The organism is Sulfitobacter sabulilitoris (genome assembly GCF_005887615.1).
Classification (GTDB): domain Bacteria; phylum Pseudomonadota; class Alphaproteobacteria; order Rhodobacterales; family Rhodobacteraceae; genus Sulfitobacter_E; species Sulfitobacter_E sabulilitoris.
Window position 1 is genome coordinate 702,246 of record NZ_VANS01000002.1, and the last position, 19,981, is coordinate 722,226.

21 protein-coding genes are annotated in these 19,981 nt (G+C 65.4%); 4 read left to right on the forward strand and 17 right to left on the reverse strand.

The window, feature by feature from the left end; all coding sequences use genetic code 11:
• Positions 1-70: 70 nt before the first annotated feature.
• The 4 genes from FDT80_RS11810 to FDT80_RS11825 all read right to left on the reverse strand — a co-directional run bounded on the left by FDT80_RS11810 (position 71) and on the right by FDT80_RS11825 (position 5,626).
• Positions 71-1,735 carry an ABC transporter substrate-binding protein gene (locus FDT80_RS11810; protein WP_138662468.1) on the reverse strand — a complete coding sequence of 555 codons (1,665 nt, stop codon included), beginning with the start codon at positions 1,733-1,735 and terminating at the stop codon, positions 71-73.
• A gap of 515 nt (positions 1,736-2,250) precedes the next feature.
• Positions 2,251-3,660 (reverse strand): FAD-binding oxidoreductase, encoded by a 1,410-nt coding sequence (locus FDT80_RS11815; protein WP_138662469.1) that lies wholly within the window; start codon positions 3,658-3,660, stop codon positions 2,251-2,253.
• On the reverse strand, positions 3,657-4,844 hold the full coding sequence (locus FDT80_RS11820; RefSeq protein ID WP_246039927.1) for an amidohydrolase family protein: 1,188 nt from the start codon (positions 4,842-4,844) through the stop codon (positions 3,657-3,659). Before FDT80_RS11820 ends, FDT80_RS11815 begins: the two co-directional genes overlap by 4 nt.
• The gene (locus tag FDT80_RS11825) at positions 4,841-5,626 is read right to left on the reverse strand and encodes a creatininase family protein (protein ID WP_138662470.1); all 786 of its coding nucleotides are present in this window, start codon (positions 5,624-5,626) and stop codon (positions 4,841-4,843) included. Before FDT80_RS11825 ends, FDT80_RS11820 begins: the two co-directional genes overlap by 4 nt.
• 195 nt (positions 5,627-5,821) lie before the next feature.
• Between FDT80_RS11825 and FDT80_RS11830 the strand changes: the two genes are divergently transcribed.
• Entirely contained in the window at positions 5,822-6,214 is a 393-nt protein-coding gene (locus FDT80_RS11830) for a RidA family protein (protein ID WP_138662471.1), read from the forward strand.
• Between the two features lie 7 nt (positions 6,215-6,221).
• Here FDT80_RS11830 and FDT80_RS11835 read toward each other — a convergent pair whose 3' ends face one another.
• From FDT80_RS11835 to hmgA, 6 genes are all read right to left on the reverse strand, one after another.
• Positions 6,222-6,413 (reverse strand): DUF2783 domain-containing protein, encoded by a 192-nt coding sequence (locus tag FDT80_RS11835; protein ID WP_138662472.1) that lies wholly within the window; start codon positions 6,411-6,413, stop codon positions 6,222-6,224.
• Positions 6,410-8,011 carry an FAD-dependent oxidoreductase gene (locus tag FDT80_RS11840; protein ID WP_138662473.1) on the reverse strand — a complete coding sequence of 534 codons (1,602 nt, stop codon included), beginning with the start codon at positions 8,009-8,011 and terminating at the stop codon, positions 6,410-6,412. The genes FDT80_RS11835 and FDT80_RS11840 overlap by 4 nt, the downstream gene beginning before the upstream one ends.
• The gene (locus FDT80_RS11845; RefSeq protein WP_138662474.1) at positions 8,001-8,216 is read right to left on the reverse strand and encodes a hypothetical protein; all 216 of its coding nucleotides are present in this window, start codon (positions 8,214-8,216) and stop codon (positions 8,001-8,003) included. The genes FDT80_RS11840 and FDT80_RS11845 overlap by 11 nt, the downstream gene beginning before the upstream one ends.
• Entirely contained in the window at positions 8,213-9,163 is a 951-nt protein-coding gene (locus FDT80_RS11850) for an MBL fold metallo-hydrolase (RefSeq protein WP_138662475.1), read from the reverse strand. The genes FDT80_RS11845 and FDT80_RS11850 overlap by 4 nt, the downstream gene beginning before the upstream one ends.
• Before the next feature lie 88 nt (positions 9,164-9,251).
• A complete protein-coding gene (gene fahA, locus FDT80_RS11855; protein ID WP_138662476.1) occupies positions 9,252-10,505 on the reverse strand; it encodes a fumarylacetoacetase in 1,254 nt (417 codons plus the stop codon).
• 71 nt (positions 10,506-10,576) lie between these two features.
• Positions 10,577-11,938 carry a homogentisate 1,2-dioxygenase gene (gene hmgA / locus FDT80_RS11860; RefSeq protein ID WP_138662477.1) on the reverse strand — a complete coding sequence of 454 codons (1,362 nt, stop codon included), beginning with the start codon at positions 11,936-11,938 and terminating at the stop codon, positions 10,577-10,579.
• 73 nt (positions 11,939-12,011) lie between these two features.
• On the opposite strand from hmgA, the gene FDT80_RS11865 reads away from it, so the two are divergent.
• Complete coding sequence (locus FDT80_RS11865) at positions 12,012-12,464, forward strand: MarR family winged helix-turn-helix transcriptional regulator (protein WP_138662478.1); 453 nt, start codon at positions 12,012-12,014, stop codon at positions 12,462-12,464.
• Between the two features lie 26 nt (positions 12,465-12,490).
• Complete coding sequence (locus FDT80_RS11870) at positions 12,491-13,378, forward strand: DMT family transporter (protein WP_138662479.1); 888 nt, start codon at positions 12,491-12,493, stop codon at positions 13,376-13,378.
• Here the strand turns inward: FDT80_RS11870 and FDT80_RS11875 are convergent.
• The 4 genes from FDT80_RS11875 to rplS form a co-directional block, all read right to left on the reverse strand.
• A complete protein-coding gene (locus tag FDT80_RS11875) occupies positions 13,347-14,156 on the reverse strand; it encodes a division plane positioning ATPase MipZ (RefSeq protein WP_138662480.1) in 810 nt (269 codons plus the stop codon). The genes FDT80_RS11870 and FDT80_RS11875 overlap by 32 nt on opposite strands.
• An 82-nt stretch (positions 14,157-14,238) precedes the next feature.
• The gene (locus tag FDT80_RS11880; RefSeq protein WP_170311853.1) at positions 14,239-16,047 is read right to left on the reverse strand and encodes a tetratricopeptide repeat-containing sulfotransferase family protein; all 1,809 of its coding nucleotides are present in this window, start codon (positions 16,045-16,047) and stop codon (positions 14,239-14,241) included.
• A gap of 128 nt (positions 16,048-16,175) precedes the next feature.
• Positions 16,176-16,397, reverse strand: a complete 222-nt coding sequence (gene rpmE, locus FDT80_RS11885) for a 50S ribosomal protein L31 (protein ID WP_138662482.1) — start codon at positions 16,395-16,397, stop codon at positions 16,176-16,178.
• An 11-nt stretch (positions 16,398-16,408) separates the two neighbouring features.
• The gene (rplS, locus tag FDT80_RS11890; protein WP_138662483.1) at positions 16,409-16,795 is read right to left on the reverse strand and encodes a 50S ribosomal protein L19; all 387 of its coding nucleotides are present in this window, start codon (positions 16,793-16,795) and stop codon (positions 16,409-16,411) included.
• A 345-nt stretch (positions 16,796-17,140) separates the two neighbouring features.
• Between rplS and FDT80_RS11895 the strand changes: the two genes are divergently transcribed.
• A complete protein-coding gene (locus FDT80_RS11895; protein WP_246039928.1) occupies positions 17,141-17,551 on the forward strand; it encodes a c-type cytochrome in 411 nt (136 codons plus the stop codon).
• Positions 17,552-17,614: 63 nt separating this feature from the next.
• On the opposite strand, the gene trmD is transcribed toward FDT80_RS11895, so the two are convergent.
• Genes trmD through FDT80_RS11910 form a run of 3 tightly spaced genes read right to left on the reverse strand, consistent with a single transcriptional unit; the run spans position 17,615 to position 19,979 of the window.
• Positions 17,615-18,412, reverse strand: coding sequence for a tRNA (guanosine(37)-N1)-methyltransferase TrmD (trmD, locus tag FDT80_RS11900; RefSeq protein WP_138662484.1), 798 nt, complete (start codon positions 18,410-18,412; stop codon positions 17,615-17,617).
• On the reverse strand, positions 18,409-19,197 hold the full coding sequence (locus FDT80_RS11905; protein ID WP_138662485.1) for a hypothetical protein: 789 nt from the start codon (positions 19,195-19,197) through the stop codon (positions 18,409-18,411). The genes trmD and FDT80_RS11905 overlap by 4 nt, the downstream gene beginning before the upstream one ends.
• The gene (locus tag FDT80_RS11910; protein ID WP_138662486.1) at positions 19,197-19,979 is read right to left on the reverse strand and encodes a sulfotransferase; all 783 of its coding nucleotides are present in this window, start codon (positions 19,977-19,979) and stop codon (positions 19,197-19,199) included. Before FDT80_RS11910 ends, FDT80_RS11905 begins: the two co-directional genes overlap by 1 nt.
• Between the last annotated feature and the right edge of the window lie 2 nt (positions 19,980-19,981).

Genomic DNA, 19,981 nt, shown 5'->3' on the forward strand with positions numbered 1-19,981 from the left:
TTGCCGCGACGAACTCGGGCGCAACGAAAAAGGGCCGCGACTGGCGCGGCCCCTCGTGGTCAGTGTGCCATCACGTCCAGGCGAGACGCGCGGGATCGAATTCGAACGAGATATGGTGCGCGCCGCCCACCAGACCGTCGCGGGTGTGGTTGAACAGCGACCGCCAGTAAGGCTGGATCGTCACGCCGTCATCCTGGATCATCGCTTCGCCTTCGGCCATCAGCGCGCGGCGCTGTTCGACATCGGCCGTGGCCAGCGCCTTTTCAAGCAAGGCGTCGAATTCGGGGTTGGAATACCCGAATTCGTTCCATGCCTCGCCCGAGCGATAGGCCAGCGCCCAGATTTGCACGCCAAGCGGGCGGTGGTTCCAGTTCGTCGAGGAGAACGGGTATTTCACCCAGTCGTTCCAGAAGGTGGACCCGGGCAGGATGGTCCGCTTGACCTTGATGCCGGCATCGCGCAACTGGGCGGCTACCGCATCGGTGGTGTCCTTGCGCCAGGCATCGTCGATGGAGATCAGCTCGTGCTCGAAATCGCCCATTCCGGCCTCGTCCATAAGCGCCTTGGCGGCTGCGGGATCGACCTTGCGGGGGGGCAGTTCGGCATATTCGGGGTGCATCGGGCCGACGTGGTGGTTTTCGGCGACCAGACCGCGCCCGGCATAACCAAGCTCAAGCAGGATGTTGTTGTCCACGGCCATCGCAATCGCCTGACGCACGCGTTTGTCGGCGTAGGGCTTCATGCCATCGACTTCGGCCAGTTGGTTGGGCCGGATCACGATGGTTGCGGCGGTCACGATCTCGTTGCGGACCCAGCCATCGAGCGTATCGAAGAGGTCGATGAAATCGCCCTCGATCGAATAGGTCATATCGATCTCTTCAGCCTCTGCCGCGGCGACGAATGCCGACGGATCGGTGCCGTAGTCGATATATTCGATCCGGTCCATGTAAGGCCCGCCATAGACTTCGGTGCCCCACCAGGTGTGGTCTTCGTTCTTGGTCAGGACCGCCTTGACGCCAACGTCGAATTCCGCCGGCAGATAGGGGCCGGTGCCGACCGGATCGCCCGCGATGTCTTCGAGGTTTGTGGTGGCATGCGTGATCGCCGCCGGATAATCCGCCATTCCGGGGATCAGCGAGATGTCGGGGCGCGGCAGCATCAGCTTGACGGTGGTGCCGTCCACGACCTGGATCGCACCCGCAAGGGCCTTGTTGGTTTCGGGGTCGATCAGCGTGCCGAAGCGGCCCGCCATCGAGTTGCCCTCGACGTCCTTGTCGCACCAGGCGGTGATGTTCCGGGCGACATCCTCGGCGGTGAAATCGTCGCCGTTGTTCCACTTGACGCCCTGACGGACATTCAGCGTGTATTCGGTGGCGTCTTCGTTGATTTCCCAGCTTTCGAGCAGCATGGGCGTGAACGTGCCGTCGTTTTCATATTTGACGAGGTATTCCAGCCACCCGCGCGAGAAGTTGGCGATCTGCGACCAGTCATAGGTGCGCGGATCCTTGAGCGCGCGCACTTCCATCTGGATGCGGACAGTGCCGCCCATCTTGTGTGCGGCGGCCTGTGCGGGGGCGGCAAGGCCCAGCATCGAATAGGCCGTGGCGGCGGTGGCGCCGAACGCGCTGGCCAAGGCCAGGAATTCGCGGCGGTTCACGGCATCGGTGCCAACCTTCGACGCGGAGTCGACCACCGCCTTGGGCAGGGGCTTACCGGTTCGTGTGAAAAATGTCATGGTCTTCCTCTCTGTTGTCGCGTGGACGGGATGATCCCTTTTGGCCCGCGATACCGGGATGGCCCGGCTTGGTGATGCAGTTTCCCTGCGTTCTCTATCTGCCTATGTTCAGGGCGTGGCCGATACTCAAACATCAAAGCATGTGGCGTCAACCCCGTCCGGGCCACGCGCGCCCATCAGGCACCGGTGCGAAACAAGCGGTTTTTCGCGCTGTCCGTGACATCGCATGCAGGCGCGAATGGCCTTGCAGCGGGCTGGCCCACCCGCCACGCGGGCAGATTGGTCAAAGAGCGCCCTGAATAGGGGCTATCGGTGTCGCTGTCGTGCCTTGACCTGGTGTTTTGAACGGCCGTTCCGTCAGGCGGCGAGCGATGCCGGACCAGCACACAGCAAACCGGTCCGCCTGTATGGGTTTGTCGTGGGCGTCGCGAAACACGCGCCACGAACCGCGTCAACGGGCCAGGCGCGCGCGAATCTCGCGCAGGACTCGCGCCATCCGGCCAGTGGCGATCACATCATTGTGCTGTCTCCAGGGCCTCGATCTCTGCGGCTGACAGATGCTTGACGCTGTCCCAGGCCGCTGATTTGGCGGAGTTGAGCAGCCCCTTCGGGTCCAGCCGTTTTTTCCAGGCAAGGTGGCGGTAGTCGGCAGTCTTCAATCCGCCCCCTTCGACGCGCCAGGTGTGCGCGTCGTGGACGGGAAAGCCGTTGTCCTCGTAGATGGCGTTGATCTGATCCAGCCGCGCGCGACCGGAAAACCAGATGATCGGCAGATCGAAGGTGACGATCTGTCCACCCACACGCGCGAATTCGTGATGCATCCAGACGTCGTCGCCCAGTTGCGGGCGCAGCCTTGCGATGGCGCGCGGATCGGGTGGAGCGGGGCAGCCGACCTGCTGATAGGTCGCCTTGCGGTCGGCCTTGAGCACCTGAAGCGTGGTGTGGTTGTACGAGAAATCGAACACATGCGGCAGCTTGGCTTCGATGCGTTCGTCCTCAGTCAGGGTCAGATCGACATGACCGCCCTCCTGCGTGATCAGCGCCCGAAAGGCGGCCACGTCCTCTTGGGGGAGCAGGGAGACCAGCAGATGTCTGTCCTTGCGGATATGCCCGTCAAGGCGGGGAAAATAGGCGCAGATGCGCGCATCCGCCGTGCTGACGAGCTTGCAGGCAATGGCCTCGTCGCGCGCCAATGCGTGGCCCGCGGCATAGGCGTCTTCGTAACGGTCGAACGTCGCCATGCACCCGACCCAGTCGCGCGTGGGCACAGTGCGCAGGCTGACTTCGGTGATGACCCCGTTGATCCCCCAGGCGTGATGGATGTGCAGGGTGTCTACGCCTTCGAACAGGTGTTCGCGGGGGGTGGCGTCAAGCGACTGCACCTTGAGCGCGATGATGTTGCCCGGATCGCGCAGGGCGCCGTTGGCGACCGATCCGATGCCCGCCGATCCGCCCGCGACAAAGCCGCCGACGGTCGCGATGTCCTGCGTCGAGGGGAACATCGCCATTTCCCGGCCCTGCGGGATCAGCGCGGCATTGATGTCGGCCATCAGCGCCCCCGCTTCGGCCCGCACGAAACCGTCGCCAACCTCGATCACGCGGTTCATCGCGGTTGTCTCGATGATCAAGCCGCCGTTGACCGGCACCGCCTGACCATAGTTCCCGGTGCCCCCACCGCGCAGCACGACCGGCGCGTCATGGGCATAGGCGACCGCCAGTACATGACGCATTTCATCGGGTGTCCTGGGCCGCGCGACCAGATCGCCGAAGCAGGATTTCAGTTCGGCGTTCAGGATCGGGCTGTACCAGAAGAAATCGCGGCTGCGTTTCTTGACCAGGACCGGCGTGTTGATGACCTCGACCGGGGCCAGAGCCCGGGCAAAGGCGCCCCAGTCGATGTCGGTCTTTCCGGAAATCGATGTCATGTCGGTCCCTCGTGCAGTGGGGTCAGGCTGCCGCGCCCGGCAACCAGATCGGCCGTTGTCGTCGCGGTGCTCAGCAAAAGGTCTCGGGGGCTGCTGCCCTTGACCAGGACCGGGCGCAGTCCAAGCGCGGCGGCGGCGTGGGTCGTGACGGCGGGCAGCCAGCGACCGAACGGCGGGTCAAGATGTGCGCCCATGACCCCGAGGTGAAGCGCCTCCATCGGGTCGTGCCGCCCCACAGGACAGAACGCATCGGCGACATTGTCCGAGGCCAGAACGATCGGCACGCCGCCTGCCTGCAATTCGCGCAGCCGCGTGAGGCCGCGCCGGTCGGGGGTGCCATGGGCGCGCCCTTGCAGGTAGAGGTTCGTCGTTGGCAGCGCGCAGACCGCGATGCCGGCGCGCGCGAGTTTGTCGATGACGCGGGCGAGCGTGGCCGTGTCCTTGTCCATCAACCCGCAGGCATGACCGCACAGGATCGGCCCGGCGAAGTCCGTTTCGATCGCCATGTCGGCAATCGCCTCCACCCCGTCGAAATCGCCAAGCCCCTCGTCGGCGTGAAAGTCGAGCGGCAGGCCGTGGCGCGCCGCCGCGTCGAACATGTTGCGCAGGCCCGCTGTCCGGTCCGCGTGGTCCAGAACGAATGCGCCCAGCACGCCGCCGGTGGGCGCGATGCCGCGCGCCACGGCGTTGCAGAACGTGGCATCCGCCATCTGGTCCACTCCCATCAGGGCCGCGCATTGCACGGTCATGCCGGCCATGCCCTGCGCCAGTTCGGTCACCACGGACCACGCCCGCGGCGGCGAAGCCGTGTCGCGCCAATCGATGTGCGTGCGAAGTGCGGAGCATCCTGCCATCGCGGCCTCTTGCAAGCCTTGTCCCGCGCGGGCGCGCAGGTCGTCTTCGGTCCAGTTGTCGCGGTCCGCCGCCTGCGTCTCAATCGCCTTGCGAAGATCGCCACCGACTGGACCCAGGCGATGAAAGCTGTGGCATTTGTCCAGATGGCAGTGCGCCTCGACCAGTTTCGGCACGACCATGCGCGGCCTTGGCGTCTGCGCGGACGGGGTCATGCGGGTCACGCGCCCGTCCCGGACGTGCAGGTCGCCGCGCAGGCAGTCGCCTGTGGCGTCACCGCCCAGACCGTCGCCGGCAAGGCTTTGCGGGACAAGAACGTCGCGCAGGATCACCGCGCGCGCCCCGGCAGGTCGAAGGTTGCGAAATCGGCCAGGTATCGCGCCAGCTCCTGTCCCGCGGTTTCGATCAGCCGCGCCCCTTTGCGCGCCGTCGCCGCCGATGCGTCGCCGCAGGCGCCGTCGGGGTTCAGATCCTCGATCACCCAGCCGGGGCGCGCGGCCTGCCCGGTCAGGCCGGTCAGGTGGTTCGCCGCCTCCCATGCCGCCATGCCGGCGGTGAAATCCTGCGCAAGGTCCATGTTCACACGGTCGGGGCGCAGGGCCAGCATGGCGCTGGTTTCGATCTCGCCCGCGTGCAGGTCATGCGCCACGTCGGCAAATCCCGACAGATCGCCCGCAAAGGCGAACCAAGATGCGTGGGCCGCGACCAGGCCGTGATCCACGCGCGCGGCGCGCACCGCGATTTCCAGTATGGCGGTATTCCCGCCATGCCCGTTCAGGCACAGCACACGGGTGACGCCCGCGCGGGCGATGCCGTCCATGATGTCGCCCAGCACGGCCAGCAGCGTCGTGGCCCCCAGGCTGAGTGTGCCGGGAAAGCCCATGTGTTCGTCGCTTTTGCCGATGGCGACCGTCGGCAGAACCAGCACGGATTGCCGTGGCGTCAGGTTTGGCCACATGGCCGTGATCACGCCATCGGTCAGGTCGCGGTCCACCGACAGGGGCAGGTGCGGACCATGCTGTTCGGTGGCGCCCAACGGCAGGACAGCGATGGTGTCGCGCGGCAGCGCGCGAAACGCAGGCGCCGCCAGATCGGCCCAGTAGGCTTGGGTCATATGCGTCTCCCGCTCACGGGTACGCCGCGGTTTCGGCAAGACGACAGGCAACGCTTATCCATGTCCCTCCCTTTCGGAGAAAAAGAATTCAGCGGCCCTAAGATGCGTATCCGTGCCAGAGATCTGTGGCTAGGCTGGCAAAAAAAGCGCGGGTCCGCAAGGCTGTTTCCACGGACCGCGAGAAAGGAAGGCCCGATGAAACCGCTGTCTCCTCCCGGCATCGCCGCGCCCTTTGCGCGCTACAGTCACGGTGTCGAAGTGCCCGCCGGGCATCGCCTCGTGCGGACCTCGGGGCAGTTGGCGCAGGCGCCGGATGGCACGGTGCCGGAGGGCGCGGGGGCACAGGCGGACCTGTGTTTTGAACACATCACCGCCATCCTGGCCGAGGCAGGCATGGGGCCCGCGGATGTGGTGCATATCACGGGGTATGTCACGGACCGTGCGCATATGGCGGGGTACATGGCGGCGCGTGACCGGTTTCTTGCGCAGGTCACGGCGCTGCCGGCGTCCACCCTGTTGATCGTGGCGGGCTTTACCCGCGCCGAATTCGTGGTCGAAATCGAGGTGTGGGCCGCAGCGGCGCCGTAGCGCGGCCCTAGGGCCTGGGCGATCTGGCGGCGTCGATCAATGCGCGCAGCCGGTCGAGATCGCCGACCTCGTTGGCAAGGATCAGCACGAGCCGCGCATTGAGGGCCTGGCTTTGCGCCTCGCTCAATCCTTCGTGTGCGGCCATCAGGGCGCTGTAGAGGTCGTCGGCGCCCGCGCCGAGCTTGTCGTCGAGACTCATGGCTGCCTCCCCATCGCGCGGGCCAGCGCCGCGCGGATCGGCTCCGCGTCATCGCTGGCAAACACCGCGCAGACATGCCCGTCGGGGCGCAGAAGGTACAGATGGTCGGTGCCATAGCGCGCGGCGGCCAGCCCGGCGGGATCGTCAAAGCAAGGGTAATCGGCGCCGTGACCTATTCCCATGCGGGCCAGTCCATCGATGTCAGGGATCGGGTCGGGGCCGCATCGCATCAGGGCAAAGCGGCCAGGTATTTCGGACACCAGCCATGTGTCGCCCTCCGGCCCGATCAGCGGCGCGTCGATCAGTGGCGTGCCCGGCGGCACCGGCGCATCGCCAGGCGTCTGCAGCGATGCACGCGACAGGACGCAGGGCTGTGACAACCGCCCGGAATTGATCAGCCTGCGCGCGAAGGGATGCCTGTGCGCGAGGTCGAGTGTCGCATCGCGAAACAGCGCCTCGACCGGGGATTTGGGGGTCATGAAATTGGTGGCGCGGGTGGAATGGAGGATGTTTTCGGACGCCGCAGTGCCGCGTTCCTCATCATAGCTTTCGAGCAGGGAGTGCCCGGCGTCGCCGTGCAGGACGGCGGCCAGCTTCCAGCCGAGGTTGTCCACATCCTGAATGCCGCCGTTGCCACCGCGCGCGCCGAACGGGCTGACGACATGGGCGCTGTCGCCCACAAAGATCACCCGGCCGTGCACGAAACGGTCGAGCTTGGCGCAGCGGAACTTGTAGACGCTCATCCAGTCGAGCCGGAACGGCGTGTCGCCGACAATTGCCTTGATGCGCGGGATCACTTTTTCTTCCGTCGCCTCGACTTTCGGGTCGGTGTCGGGGCCCAGTTGCAGGTCGATGCGGTAGATGTTGTCGGGCTGACGGTGCAGCAGCGCGGATTGGCCGGGGTGAAAGGGCGGTGCGAACCAGAACCACCGCTCCGGCGTGTCGGTGGCAAAGGGGCTGCGCTCCATCTCGACATCGACGATCAGGAAGTGTTCCTCGAAGGTCTGGCCTTCGAAGGCGAGGTTCATGCGCTTGCGCGTCGGGCTGCCCGCCCCGTCGCAGGCAAGATAGTAGTCTGCGTCCAGCGTGTAGGAACCGTCGGGCGTGTCGATATCGATGCGCACATGATCGCCGTGATCGGCGTGGTCCGTCACGGTATTGAGGAACCTCAGGTCAATGAGATCCGGGAACTGCTGTGCGCGCTCGACCAGGTACTGTTCGACGTAATATTGCTGAAGGTTGATGAAGGCAGGATATTTGTGGCCCTCGTCCGGCAGCAGATCAAAGGCATAGACCGGGCTGTCGCCATGAAACAGTCGCCCCACCTTCCAGGTGACGCCCTTGGCCAGCATCCGTTCGCCCAGCCCCAGGCGGTCGAAAATCTCGAGGCTGCGCTTTGCCCAGCAGATGGCGCGGCTGCCCACGGACACCACGTTGTTGTCATCGAGGACGACCGACGGCACGCCGCGCTGCGCCAGGTCGATGGCCATCGACAGACCGATCGGCCCCGCGCCCGCGATCGCGACGGGATGGCGCGGTTCGGGCGTGCGCAGCCCCGGCGGGGCGACATAAGGAAAGGGCGCGTAGTCATAGGCCATCGGAGTGATCCCCCTTGATGAGCTTGCGCAGTGTCCAAAGAAAGGTGCCGCCGAAAAACGCACCGGCCACGCCGATCACCTCGAACAGCGCGGGCCCCTGCGGAATGCCGCGGTAGAGCATCGCAGCCAGCATCAGCGCCAGCCCCGCCGCCGACACGTAGAGCCGGAACTTCAGCTCCGGTTTGCCGGGGCCGAATTTGCTCATGCCTGCAACTGCTCCCACATCTCGATGTCGCGCTCGGCGGTCCAGATGCGCGGATGGGCGATGCCGCGCGCCTCGTCGTAGGCGCGGGCGACGTTGAAGGGCAGGCAATGTTCGTAGATCGCGTAGTCGGCGAACTTGGGGTCGCAGGCGTCGCGCACCGCGTCCCACGCCTCCTTGAGGGTACCGTTGCGGGCGGCGACGCGGGCGGCGGGAGCATAGGTGCTGGCGACGAAATCGCGGGTGTTCTCAATTGCCGTGTTGACCATGTCCGCGCCGACCAGCGCGTTGCCGCGCCCCGGTGCGATGGCCGCCACGTCATAGCCCTTGATTGCGTCGAGTGTGGTGCCCCAGTCGGCGAAATACCCGTCGCCGCAATAGCAGGCGGAGTGGTATTCGACGATATCGCCGGTGAACATCACGTTCTCGTCGGGGACGTGGATCACGATGTCGCCGGCGGTATGCGCGCGGCCGAGGTGCATCAGGTCGACACGGCGATTGCCCAGATAGACGGTCATGCGATCGGTGAAGGTCGTGGTGGGCCAGGTGAGGCCCGGGATGCTTTCATGCCCTTCGAAGAGGCGAGGAAAGCGTTGGAATTCGCTGTCCCAATCCTCCTGGCCCCGTTCGGCGACCATGCCGCGGGCCATGTCGGACATGATGATCTGCTGTGCATCGAAGGCGCTGGCGCCCAGCACGCGCACGGCATGGTAGTGCGTCAGGACGACATGCGAGATCGGCTTGTCGGTGACGCCGCGCACGCATTCGATGACCTTGTTGGCCAGCCGCGGGGTCGCCTGCGCCTCGACGATCATCACGCTGTCGTCGCCGATGATCACGCCCGAATTGGGGTCGCCTTCGGCGGTGAAGGCATAGAGCCCTTCGCCCACCTCGGTGAAGCTGATCTTTTTCTCGGTCGTGTCGCCCTGGGATGCGAAGGCCTTGGCCATATGTGTCGTCCTTTGTCTTGCGTTTGCGCCTGTTGCCGCGTTCGGGATGCCTCCGGCGGGAGTATTTTCGACCCAAAGAAGCCGGAGGTCAGGGAAATTCGACGGCGGGGAGGATGGTGCCGGCGCAGGCGCCGAAGCCGACGCGGTAGCCGTCGCCCTGGGCATGTCCGGTGAGGGTGAGGGTGTCGCCGTCCTCGATGAAGGTGCGGGTCTGGCCGTCTGCCAGCGTGATCGGGTCCCTGCCGCCCCAGGTCAGTTCCAGCAGGCTGCCGCGCTGGTCCTTGCCAGCGCCCGAGATCGTGCCGGAGCCCAGGAGATCGCCGACGTTCATCGCGCAGCCCGAGGAGGCGTGATGCGCCAGTTGCTGAGCGGCCGAATAGTACATCTCGGTGTAATTGGTGCGCGCGATGACCTCTTCTTTGCCGCCATCGGGCATGATGAGCACCGACAGGTCGATGTCGTAGAGCATCGGGCCGGGTTCGCGCAGGTAGGGCAGCAGGTCGACCTCGCGGGCGGGCGTGTCGCTGCGGAAAGGCTCGAGTGCTGCGCGGGTCACGATCCACGGGCTGATCGAGGTGCCGAAGGCCTTGGCCTGGAACGGGCCGAGAGGCTGGTATTCCCAAGCCTGGATATCGCGGGCGGACCAGTCGTTCAGCAGCACGTAGCCAAAGATCATCTGGTCGGCTTCGGCCACGGTGACCGGCTGGCCCATTTCCGTCGATCCGCCGACGACCGCGCCCATTTCGAGTTCGATATCGAGGCGTTGGCAGGGGCCGAAGTGGGGCGTGTCGGCGTCGGGCAGCTTGAGTTGGCCGTTGGGACGGCGGATTTCGGTGCCGGACACGACCACGGTGCTGGCGCGCCCGTTGTAGCCGATCGGGATGTGCAGCCAGTTCGGCGGCAGCGCGTTGTCGGCGCCGCGAAACATGGTGCCGACATTGGTGGCATGGTGCCGGCCGGCGTAGAAATCGGTGTATTCGGATACGACCAGCGGCAGATGCAGGCGCACGTCCGTCAGCGGAACAAGGTGCGGGGCGACCTGAGCCTGTTCGGGGGCATCGTCCCTGAGCAGATCGATCAGACGGGCGCGCAGTGTCTCCCATGCGTCGGGACCGAGGTCCATCACGTCGTTCCAGTATGGCAGGTCGAAGACCGGCGTCTCAGACAGTGTGATCAGCCCGGCCGCCTCGATCGCGGCCATGTCGAGCACCTGATCGCCGATGGCCACGCCGCAGCGCGCATCGTGCGGATCGTTGGAAAACACCCCGCAGGGCAGGTTGTTGAGCGGAAAGTCACCGGTGGGGTCGTTCGCGCTGGCGATCCAGCTGGGCATCAGGGGCATTGGGTCGGGATCCTTTCGGGCATCGCGAGGTCACATCGGACAAGGGCAGGCCACGTGACCCGCCGTGCCATTCATTTCTTGCCGGGCGTGCCGTCGAATTTCTTTTCCAGGCTGTCCCAGCAGTCGATGTAGTCGTCCTGCAGGGGGGCTTCCTGCGCGGCGAAGCGGGTGAGGTGCTGGGGAAAGCGGGTTTCGAACATGAACGACATGGTGTTGTCCAGCTTGACGGCGTCAAGCTCGGCGTTGGATGCACCCTCGAAGGCGTTCTTGTCCGGCCCGTGCGGCAGCATCATGTTGTGCAGGCTCATGCCGCCGGGGACAAACCCCTTGGGCTTGGCGTCGTACTGGCCGTAAATGTTGCCCATCAGTTCGGACATGATGTTCTTGTGATACCACGGCGGGCGAAAGGTGTCTTCCGCCACCATCCAGCGCTCGCGGAACAACACGAAGTCGATGTTGGCGGTGCCTTCGACGCCGCTGGGCGCGGTCAGAACGGTGAAGATCGACGGATCGGGGTGGTCGAAGAGCACGGCACCGACGGGGCAATAGGTGCGCAGGTCGTATTTCACCGGCGCGTAATTGCCATGCCAGGCCACCACGTCGAGCGGCGAATGGCCGATGCGGGTTTCGTGAAACTGGCCGCACCACTTGATCGTGAGGGTCGAGGGCGCTTCGCGGTCCTCGAACGCCGCGACAGGGGTCTTGAAATCGCGCCGGTTCGCCATGCAGTTGGCGCCGATGGGGCCCCGGCCGGGCAGCGCGAATTTCTGACCGTAGTTCTCGCAGACAAAACCGCGGGCGGGCCCGTCCACGACTTCGACGCGGTACACGAGGCCCCGAGGGAGGATCGCGATTTCCTTGGGCGCGAGGTCGATGATGCCCAGTTCGGTGCAAAACCGCAGGTGGCCTTCCTGTGGAACGACCAGCAGTTCGCTGTCGGCGGAGTAGAAGTAGCTGTCGAGCATGCTGTCGGTGACAAGATAGATATGGCTGGCCATGCCCACCTGGGTATTGACGTCGCCCGCCGTGGTCATGGTGCGCATACCGGTCAGCCATGTCATCGGTTCGGTGGTGTGCGGCACCGGGTCCCAGCGGTACTGACCCAGGCTGATCACGTCATCCATCACATGCGGCGCGGATTTCCAGTAGGGCAGATCGATGCGCGCGTAGCGGCCCGAGTGCTTGACGGACGGGCGGATGCGGTAGCACCATGTGCGTTCATTCTGGTGGCTTGGGGCCGTAAAGGCGGTGCCGGACAACTGCTCGCCATAAAGGCCGTAATTGCATTTCTGCGGGCTGTTCATGCCCTGCGGCAACGCACCCGGCAGGGCCTCGGTCTCGAAATCATTGCCAAATCCGGGCATATAGCCGGCGGTCGTCCCGGTGGTTGCGGGTGCCTGGGTCATTTCGGTCGGGATCACTTGGCGGTTCATGAGGCGGCTCCCTTGCATAATCTGTTGCGGGTGTAATAGTTGATTTTGTAACTAACAAGAGGTAGCACGCGGTATGCCCGAGACCACTCCTTTCGATCTTCGTCAGTTTCTGCCGTATCTTCTCAATCAGGCGGCCGAGGTCAGCAGCCTCGAATTCCAGCAGGTCTACAAGGCGCGATATGGCATGTTGCGGGCCGAATGGCGGGTGCTGTTTCATCTGGGGATCCACGGGCGCATGACGGCAAGCGCAATCGGGCGGATGGCCAAGATGCACAAGACCAAGATCAGCCGCGCGGTGTTTCGCCTGGCGCAGCGCCGGTTCTTGATCCGCACGCGCGACGATGGCGATCGCCGGGTCGAGCATCTGGAACTGACGGCGCAGGGGCGTGCCGCCTATGCCGATCTGTGCCGCGTGGCGCAGGATTATGACGCGGCGCTGATCGCCCAGTTGAGTGACCGAGAGGCCGCGGTGCTGCGCGGCGCATTGGAAAAACTGGCGGCGGCAGAGCCTGCGGCCTTTACTTGAACGCGGAAACGGGTCACCGCTGCGGCATGACCGACCATTTGAAAGGCCTTTTGATCACCACGATTGGGGTGCTGTTCGTGGTGCCGGATTCGCTGTTCGTGCGACTTATCGAAGCGCCCGCGCTGACCATCGCCTTCTGGCGGTTGCTGGTGGCGGGCGGGCTGACGGCGCTGGGCGTTCTGGCGGTGCAGGGGCGCGCGCCGTTTCGCGCGGTGCTGGCGACGGGGCGGTACGGTGCGATCTACATGCTGGGCGTCGGCGGCAGCGGGGTGTTGTTCGTGCTGGCCGTCAGCCTGACATCGGTTGCCAACGTCGTTTTCATCATCGCCTCCATGCCGGTCTTTGCAACGGTGTTCAGCCGTCTGTTCCTGGCTGAACCGATCCGCCTGCGCATGTTGCTGACGATGGCGGCGGTCATGGTGGGGCTGGCGGTGATTGCCTATGGATCGGGCGAGGCGGCCAATGCCGGTCTTGCGGGCGATGCACTGGCGCTGGCGGTGTCGGCGTTGTTTGCCGCCGGGCTGACGGCGGCGCGGCATGTGCGCGCGGTATCGATGGTGCCGGGTGTGGCGCTGGCATATCTGGGGGCGGCGCTTGTGATCGCGCCGGTGGCGGCCCCGTTATCCGTGCCCGTTGCGCAAGCTCCGTTGGTGATGGCGCATGGCGGTTTCATCCTGCTCAGTTCGGTCTGTCTGGCCTTGGGTCCACGTTATATCACCTCTGCCGAAGTGGCGTTGCTGGTCTTGCTGGAATCGGTATTGGCGCCGCTCTTGGTCTGGGCCGTCGTGGGCGAGAACCCCGGCGGCTATGCGGTGCTGGGCGGCGGAATCGTCGTGGGGGCGTTGATGGTGTCGAACCTGATCGTGTTGCGCCGGTCGCGGATCAGAAATCGACCGTCACACCCGGCAAGTTGAGCGCCTTGACCAGATCGCGCAGTTCCTGACGGGCCGCGATATTGGAAATGTTGAGTTGTTTGACGCCGATATCCTTGAGGTCGAGAAGCGTCAGACCGCGCGGAAACAATTCACGAAAGACCACACGCTCGGAAAATCCGGGGGCGACGCGAAAACCGATCCGCTTGGAGAGGTTGGCAATCGCACGCTCCATCTTTTCCTTGTTGACCATACGCTGGGCGCCCATGCGGTTGCGCACAACGATCCAGTCGATCGGTTGCAGCCCGGCCTGCGCCCGCAGTTGCCGCGCGTTCCAGACCATTTCGGAATAGACCGAAGGCCCCTGAATCTTCTCGCCCGTGGCGTCGATGCGCGCCAGCAGGTCGAAGTCGACGAAACTGTCGTTCAGCGGGGTGATCAGCGTATCGGCCAGCGAATGGGCGACCTGGCTCAGGCGGGTGTGGCTGCCGGGGCAATCAATCAGGATGAAATCGCTGTCCGGCTCAAGCGTGGCAACGGCGGCGGACAGGCGGTGGTCATAGATGTTTTCGCCCGGTTGCAGGCTGTCGGGCGAGATTTCAGGCAGTTCGTGCACGTCCGGGCTGGGCAGATCCAGGTCTGCCTTGGCCAGAAAATCGATCCGGTTTTCGGTGTAGCGGCCAAATGTGCGCTGCCGCAAATCCAGGTCCAGCGCGCTGACCTTGTGGCCCATGCGCGCAAGGGCCGTGGCCACGTGCATCGACACCGTCGATTTGCCTGCGCCGCCTTTTTCATTTCCGACGACGATAATATGCGCCATAGCCTGTCCCTTTATCCCCGCCGCGAAACCTGCGGTCGGTATTGGCGGCTACTATATGTTGCGGCGCGACATTTGGAAAGCGTCACAGGTTGCTGAAACCGCCTGTTTCCTTCAAAGCGTCGCGTAAGGGTGACAGCGCGGTTTCATAGCGCCGCCACTGGTTGTCGCGACCGGCGGTGATGGGGCCGCGGACCTGATCGGCGCTGGCGGTCAGGATGGGGCGGGTGACGGGCGCGTCATGCGGCTCCGGCTCTTTCAGATCGCAGGCAAGGCGCAGCCGACGTGCCGTTTCATCCGGCGTGGCGGTCAGGTCGGCGTAATCGAGATGGATCAAGGGATCGCCCGGTCCCGCGTCGAAATGCGCGATCATGCCGCGCACAAGGCCCTGATACCTTGCGATATCGCCAAGGTCATAGGCGAACCCGTTGCCGCCGCCGCCGAAATACTGCCGGTAAAGCGACCATCCCACCGCCATAGGATCGCGGTGCAGCACGACGATCCGCGCCTCCGGCAGGGCGGCGCGCAAGAAACCTGCCCAGCGGATGTTGAGCGGCATCTTGTCGATGATGACATCGTGATCGCCCGCGTAATCCGCCAGTCCTTGCCGCAGGGTGGTTTGCAGGGCCAGTATCTCTTCGGGGTCGAGGTGCGATCGCATTTGCGCCTCAAGACTGCGCAGGATGGGGGCGATGGCGGTCTGGACCACGGGCAGTTCGCCCGCCGGATGCACACCGGGCGAGCGGGCCAGAACGTGTTCGGTCAAGGTGGTGCCGGATCGGGGCAGGCCGGTGACAAAGATCGGTCGCAGCCGGGGCTGGCCCATCGGCGCGGGCGGCAGGCGCAGCGACGCCAGCCAAGACATCAACTGCCTGTCGCGTCCGACGTCGTAGTGCAACTGCGCTTTGCGCAACGCGTTGCCCTGTTGCAGATGGTCAAAGGCCCGGTCGGTTTCGTCCAGTTGATCGAAGGCGTTGAACAGCGCGAAATGCAACTGCGCCTTGTCGCCCGGTGCCAGGGAGGGGCCGGTGACAAGCCGCAACATCGTCGCGATCTGGGGCGCGTCCGGGGTGTATCGGGCGACCTCCGACAGGTTGCGGTGCACCGCGGCGGCATCGGGCAGCAGCCGCAACGCCTGATCGTACTGGCGCACGGCACCGTCGCGGTCGCCGGTCGCGCGGGCCAGAATGGCCAATTCATTGAGCGCGGGAGCATCCTGCGCATCGCCGCGCAGGGCGTCGCGCAACGCGCGTTCGGCCTGATCGGTACGGCCCAGAGCGATCAGGATCCGACCCCGGAGCACCGCCCCGGCGCGGGCGTCGGCCGCATGGATCAGCGCGGTTTCGACCGCCTCCAGCGCCGCGGTCGGCTGGCCCATGTCCAGACGGCAGCGCGCCAACTGCATCCACGCCAGCGGGTCGTCAGGGGCCAGTGCGGTCGCGCGTCCCAGGGCGGCGGCGGCGCGCGCCAGCTTGCCCGCCTCAAGCAGGGCGCCGCCCTTGCCCGTCCACAGGCTGGCGGTATCGCCGGTCTGAAGCGCGCGATCGTAGCATTTTATCGCCTCTGTCGGGCGGCTCAGCCGGCGCAGGCAGGCGGCCTTGAGTTCAAGCAGCGGGATGGATCCGGGGCCTTGCCGTGCGATGCGTTCGGCCAGCTCCAGCGCCTCGGTGATCCGCCCCGACTGAAACAACGCGACCGCAGGGCGCAGCGTGCGCGCATCCGCCTGGTCGGCCTCCTGTGCCAGTCGGGCCAGTCCGGTGCGGGCTCGGCGGTTCGAGGGGTATCTGTCCAGCACATCCTGGTAGAGCGTGGCAGCAGCGACGCGGTCGCCCTTGCGGGTCAACCGCTCCGCGCGCGACAGCAGGATCCGCGCGGGAGGTGTCTGGACATTCATGCGAGACCGGCCTTTCTGCGCGTGTCGGGATCTGCGCAGTCTCGCCATAATCTCTTACCAAACCTTGAAAATGAAACAGGCGCGGGCCGAAACCCGCGCCTGAGAAGCGTCTTGTGTCGCGGTCCGGCTCAGAAGCCGAGACCGGCGTACTTGTTCTTGAACTTCGACACGCGGCCGCCGGTGTCCATCAGACGGCTGGTGCCGCCTGTCCACGCGGGGTGAACGGTCGGGTCGATGTCCAGCGACAGTTGGTCGCCTTCCTTGCCCCATGTCGATTTCATCTGAATGATCGTGCCGTCGGTCATCTTGACGTCGATCATGTGGTACTCGGGATGTGTATCGGCTTTCATGATCTCGGTCCTTACGCCTCTGCGCCCGACTTGGGCGTCTTGTAGTTGGTGTTCTCGACGATCCGCGCGGATTTGCCGCGACGGCTGCGCAGATAGTAGAGCTTGGCGCGACGCACGCGGCCGCGGCGCACCACGGTGATGCTGTCGATGTTGGTCGAATGCAGCGGGAAGTTCCGCTCCACGCCTTCGCCAAACGAAATCTTGCGAACGGTGAAGGACCCGGCGATACCCTTGCCGTTGTTGCGCGCGATGCACACGCCTTCGTAGTTCTGCACGCGGGTGCGCGTGCCTTCGGTCACTTTGTAACCGACGCGGATGGTGTCACCGGCGCGGAAATCGGGGATCTCTTTCCCCAGTTCGGCGATCTGTTCCGCCTCGATCTGTGCGATCAGGTTCATCTGACCTACTCCTATGATGCTCGTGGTTTTTCCCACGAAGATTTGCGCGATCCAAGAGCTTCGGTTGGTGGATCGGGTCAGCCGCAGCGGCCCGCCGAAGGTAGCATCGTCATTCCTTGGTCGTGTGTGTCCGCGTAACGCGAACGGGTCCGCAACCGCAAAAGCGATTCCGAACTCGCGCGGTATAGGCGGGATGCGCGCCCGGATCAAGAGGCTGGTGTCGGCGGCGGCCGCCGGTGTCACGGCTGCCCCGGCGGATCCGGCCTGCCCGCCATTTGATCTGGATCATGGCGCCAGTGCCGAAACCCGAAAATGTTGGGGCAACAATAACCGGCAGGGGGCAGGATGCACACGACTTTTCAGATTTTTGCGGGGCTTGGGGCCCTTGCCGGGCTTGTCGCCTGTACCGATCCGTCGATGCCCGACGACACCGACGGCAGGACGTTTTTTGCCGATAACTGTACATCCTGTCACGGGATGCAGGGGCGGGGCGACGGACCCCTGTCCGCAAGCTTGCCGACCGCGCCGCCGGACCTGACGACGCTGACCAGCCGGAACGGCGGCACGTTTCCCGCGGCACGGGCGCTCAGCTACATCTACGGCGACCCGGCCCAGGGGCATCTGGCGCGCGTGATGCCGCAGTTCGGAGGTGCCATGGCCGAGGATCTTGTGCCGGTCGAGATCGACGGCACCCTGACGCCGACACCGCGGGTTCTGGCCGGGTTGCTGGCCTATCTGGAAAGCATCCAGGACTAGGCCTGCGCCCCGCTCGCATGGCGTGAGGTGAACCGCGCGTCGCGGCGGGCGTCTGGTAGCGCGTTATGTCTGTGTCGGCTCTTGCCGCTTGGCCCACAGGTCGGGCCGGCGTTCCGCCGTCAGCTTTTCTGCCATCTCGCGCCGCCACCGGGCGATCTTGCCGTGGTTGCCCGACATCAGAACCTCGGGGATCGCGCGGCCCTGCCACTCGGCGGGGCGGGTGTATTGCGGGTGCTCCAGCAGACCGGCGGAGTGGCTTTCATCCACGGTGCTGTCGGCGTTGCCCAAGACGCCGGGCAAAAGCCGCACGGTGGCGTCGAGCATCGCCTGCGCCGCGATCTCGCCGCCGGTCAGAACGAAATCGCCAAGGCTGACCTCGCGCACGCCGTAGTGTTCCAGCACGCGTTCGTCCACACCTTCGAACCGACCGCAAAGCATGGTCACACCGTCGCAGCGCGCCAGGTCGCGGGCCATCGCCTGATCGAACCTGGGGCCGCGCGGCGACATGTAGAGAACGGGCCAGTTGCCCCGCGCATGGGTCTGCGCCGCCTCGATCGCGGGACCGACGACATCGGCGCGCAGCACCATGCCCGCGCCGCCGCCCGCGGGGGTATCATCGACGTTGCGATGTTTGCCCAACCCGTGCGCGCGCAAGTCATGGGTGTGCAATTGCCACAGCCCGTCGCTCAGCGCCTTGCCGGTCAGGCTGGCGCCCAGCACGCCGGGAAACACCTCGGGAAACAGCGTGACGATGCGCGCCTGCCAGACGCCTGCAAGGTCGGGCGTCTGTTCGATCAGTTCGCGCGGTTGCAGCGTCGGGCGGATCGCCTTGCGGCCATGGGATCGGGGCGGGTTGGTCATGGCTGTCTCGCTTTGGCCAGAATGGCATCTTTCGCGGCCTTGCGGGCCTCGCGGTCGGGGTATGCCCTGTTGGCATCCAGAAGGGCAAGCAGAACGGCGGGGTCGGTCCGGGTGTTCACGGGCGGCGGGGTCACGAATGCGGCGCGCTGATCGCGCGGCACATCGCACAGGTCCAGCAGTGGGTCGACCGGGCCCAGCGGCAGCGTCCTGCTGTCTTCGAGCTTGAAGCGGTAGGTCGGGCAGGGCACCGTGGCCGCGATCAGATCCACCATATGATCGAGATCGGCGGCGCCGCGGTACTGCGCCACGAAATCGTCGAACGACAGGGTCATGGACGACGATGTCACGTGCTCCCAATAGGCGCTGTGCAACCAGGGACCCGGCGCGCGGGTCGAGAAGTAAAGCGCCACCTCTGCGTTTGGAAATGCGGCGCGCGCACGGTCGACAAACCCGTAGAGCAGCGAAGGCGCCACGCTGTAATCCATCAGATCGTCGCGCCCCGGCAGGTGCCCGCACAGTTCTTCCGCAGAGATGCAGAGCGTGCGTTTGGGCATACCCGGCAGGCTGTCCAGAAGTTTGGAAAACCGGTTCAGTGCCTTGTCGAGCGTCACCGGATCGCGCCACGTCGAATAGCCGCGCGTGGCATGCAGCAGCGGCTTGATCTGCGGCTTGAGCCGGATCGCGAGCCAGGGCTTGAGCGCGCGTCGGTTCACCCGCAGGAACTGTTGCACGGACGTGGTGCCGGTCTTGTGAAACCCCGCGTGCAGGACGATCCGGCGGGGCATCAGGACATCCGCCCGCGCCACGCCCGTTTCGCGGCTTTCACTTCGGCGTCCGTGCCGACCGACCGGTTGATCGCCAATAGCGCCGCCAGGTCGTCGGGGGGCAGGGCGGTGTTGGCGGGTGGCAGGGCGGTCAGAGCCTCACGCGACCCTTCGGGAACACCCGCGATGCGCAGCAGCGGATCAAGTGGGCCAAGCGGCGATTGCGCGCAGTCCTCCAGCGCGATCTGATCGACCGTGTGGGCAGGCAGCGCCGTGCGGACGTCATCGGCAATTGCGGACAGATCGGCAGAGGCGCGATAGCTGCGGGCGTATTGCGCGGCGGTCTGCGTCATGCGGGTTGCGCGGACATGCTGCGAAAAGCAACTGGCAAGCCATGCCTCGGGCGCGCGGGTGGTGAAGACGACGGTGACCGCGACATCCGGCTGCGCGGCGGTGATGCTGTCGGTCATTGCCCGCATCAGCGCCGGCGCGGCGGCATAGGTCCTGAGCCCGCGTCGCCCCGGCATGTGGCCCGACAGGTCTTCGGAGCACATCAGAACGGTTTCCGGGCCGTCGCCCCAGCTTTGCGAAAGCTCTGCGGCCTCGAACCGCACCAGCCCCAGGTCGACCTGGCTTTGGCTGACGGAATAGGCGCGTGCGGCTTCGCACAGGGCGACCATGGCGGGGCGCAGCACGATGCGCAGACCGGGGCGAAGCGCTGCGCGGTTGGCGCGCAGCATGTTTTGAACGCTTGTCGTGCCGGTCTTGTGAAACCCTGCGTGAATCACAACGGCCCGCGGCATCG

Coding starts and splice junctions, on each gene's coding strand:
- FDT80_RS11825 (WP_138662470.1), bottom strand. CDS start 5,626: ATGACCCAAGCCTACTGGGCCGATCTGGCGGCGCCTGCGTTTCGCGCG.
- FDT80_RS11815 (WP_138662469.1), bottom strand. CDS start 3,660: ATGACATCGATTTCCGGAAAGACCGACATCGACTGGGGCGCCTTTGCC.
- FDT80_RS11850 (WP_138662475.1), bottom strand. CDS start 9,163: ATGGCCAAGGCCTTCGCATCCCAGGGCGACACGACCGAGAAAAAGATC.
- FDT80_RS11810 (WP_138662468.1), bottom strand. CDS start 1,735: ATGACATTTTTCACACGAACCGGTAAGCCCCTGCCCAAGGCGGTGGTC.
- FDT80_RS11840 (WP_138662473.1), bottom strand. CDS start 8,011: ATGGCCTATGACTACGCGCCCTTTCCTTATGTCGCCCCGCCGGGGCTG.
- rpmE (WP_138662482.1), bottom strand. CDS start 16,397: ATGAAAGCCGATACACATCCCGAGTACCACATGATCGACGTCAAGATG.
- FDT80_RS11905 (WP_138662485.1), bottom strand. CDS start 19,197: ATGCCCCGCCGGATCGTCCTGCACGCGGGGTTTCACAAGACCGGCACC.
- rplS (WP_138662483.1), bottom strand. CDS start 16,795: ATGAACCTGATCGCACAGATCGAGGCGGAACAGATCGCCGAACTGGGG.
- FDT80_RS11870 (WP_138662479.1), top strand. CDS start 12,491: ATGACCGACCATTTGAAAGGCCTTTTGATCACCACGATTGGGGTGCTG.
- FDT80_RS11880 (WP_170311853.1), bottom strand. CDS start 16,047: ATGAATGTCCAGACACCTCCCGCGCGGATCCTGCTGTCGCGCGCGGAG.
- FDT80_RS11830 (WP_138662471.1), top strand. CDS start 5,822: ATGAAACCGCTGTCTCCTCCCGGCATCGCCGCGCCCTTTGCGCGCTAC.
- FDT80_RS11910 (WP_138662486.1), bottom strand. CDS start 19,979: ATGCCGCGGGCCGTTGTGATTCACGCAGGGTTTCACAAGACCGGCACG.
- FDT80_RS11865 (WP_138662478.1), top strand. CDS start 12,012: ATGCCCGAGACCACTCCTTTCGATCTTCGTCAGTTTCTGCCGTATCTT.
- FDT80_RS11895 (WP_246039928.1), top strand. CDS start 17,141: ATGCACACGACTTTTCAGATTTTTGCGGGGCTTGGGGCCCTTGCCGGG.
- FDT80_RS11835 (WP_138662472.1), bottom strand. CDS start 6,413: ATGAGTCTCGACGACAAGCTCGGCGCGGGCGCCGACGACCTCTACAGC.
- trmD (WP_138662484.1), bottom strand. CDS start 18,412: ATGACCAACCCGCCCCGATCCCATGGCCGCAAGGCGATCCGCCCGACG.
- hmgA (WP_138662477.1), bottom strand. CDS start 11,938: ATGAACCGCCAAGTGATCCCGACCGAAATGACCCAGGCACCCGCAACC.
- FDT80_RS11875 (WP_138662480.1), bottom strand. CDS start 14,156: ATGGCGCATATTATCGTCGTCGGAAATGAAAAAGGCGGCGCAGGCAAA.
- fahA (WP_138662476.1), bottom strand. CDS start 10,505: ATGCCCCTGATGCCCAGCTGGATCGCCAGCGCGAACGACCCCACCGGT.
- FDT80_RS11845 (WP_138662474.1), bottom strand. CDS start 8,216: ATGAGCAAATTCGGCCCCGGCAAACCGGAGCTGAAGTTCCGGCTCTAC.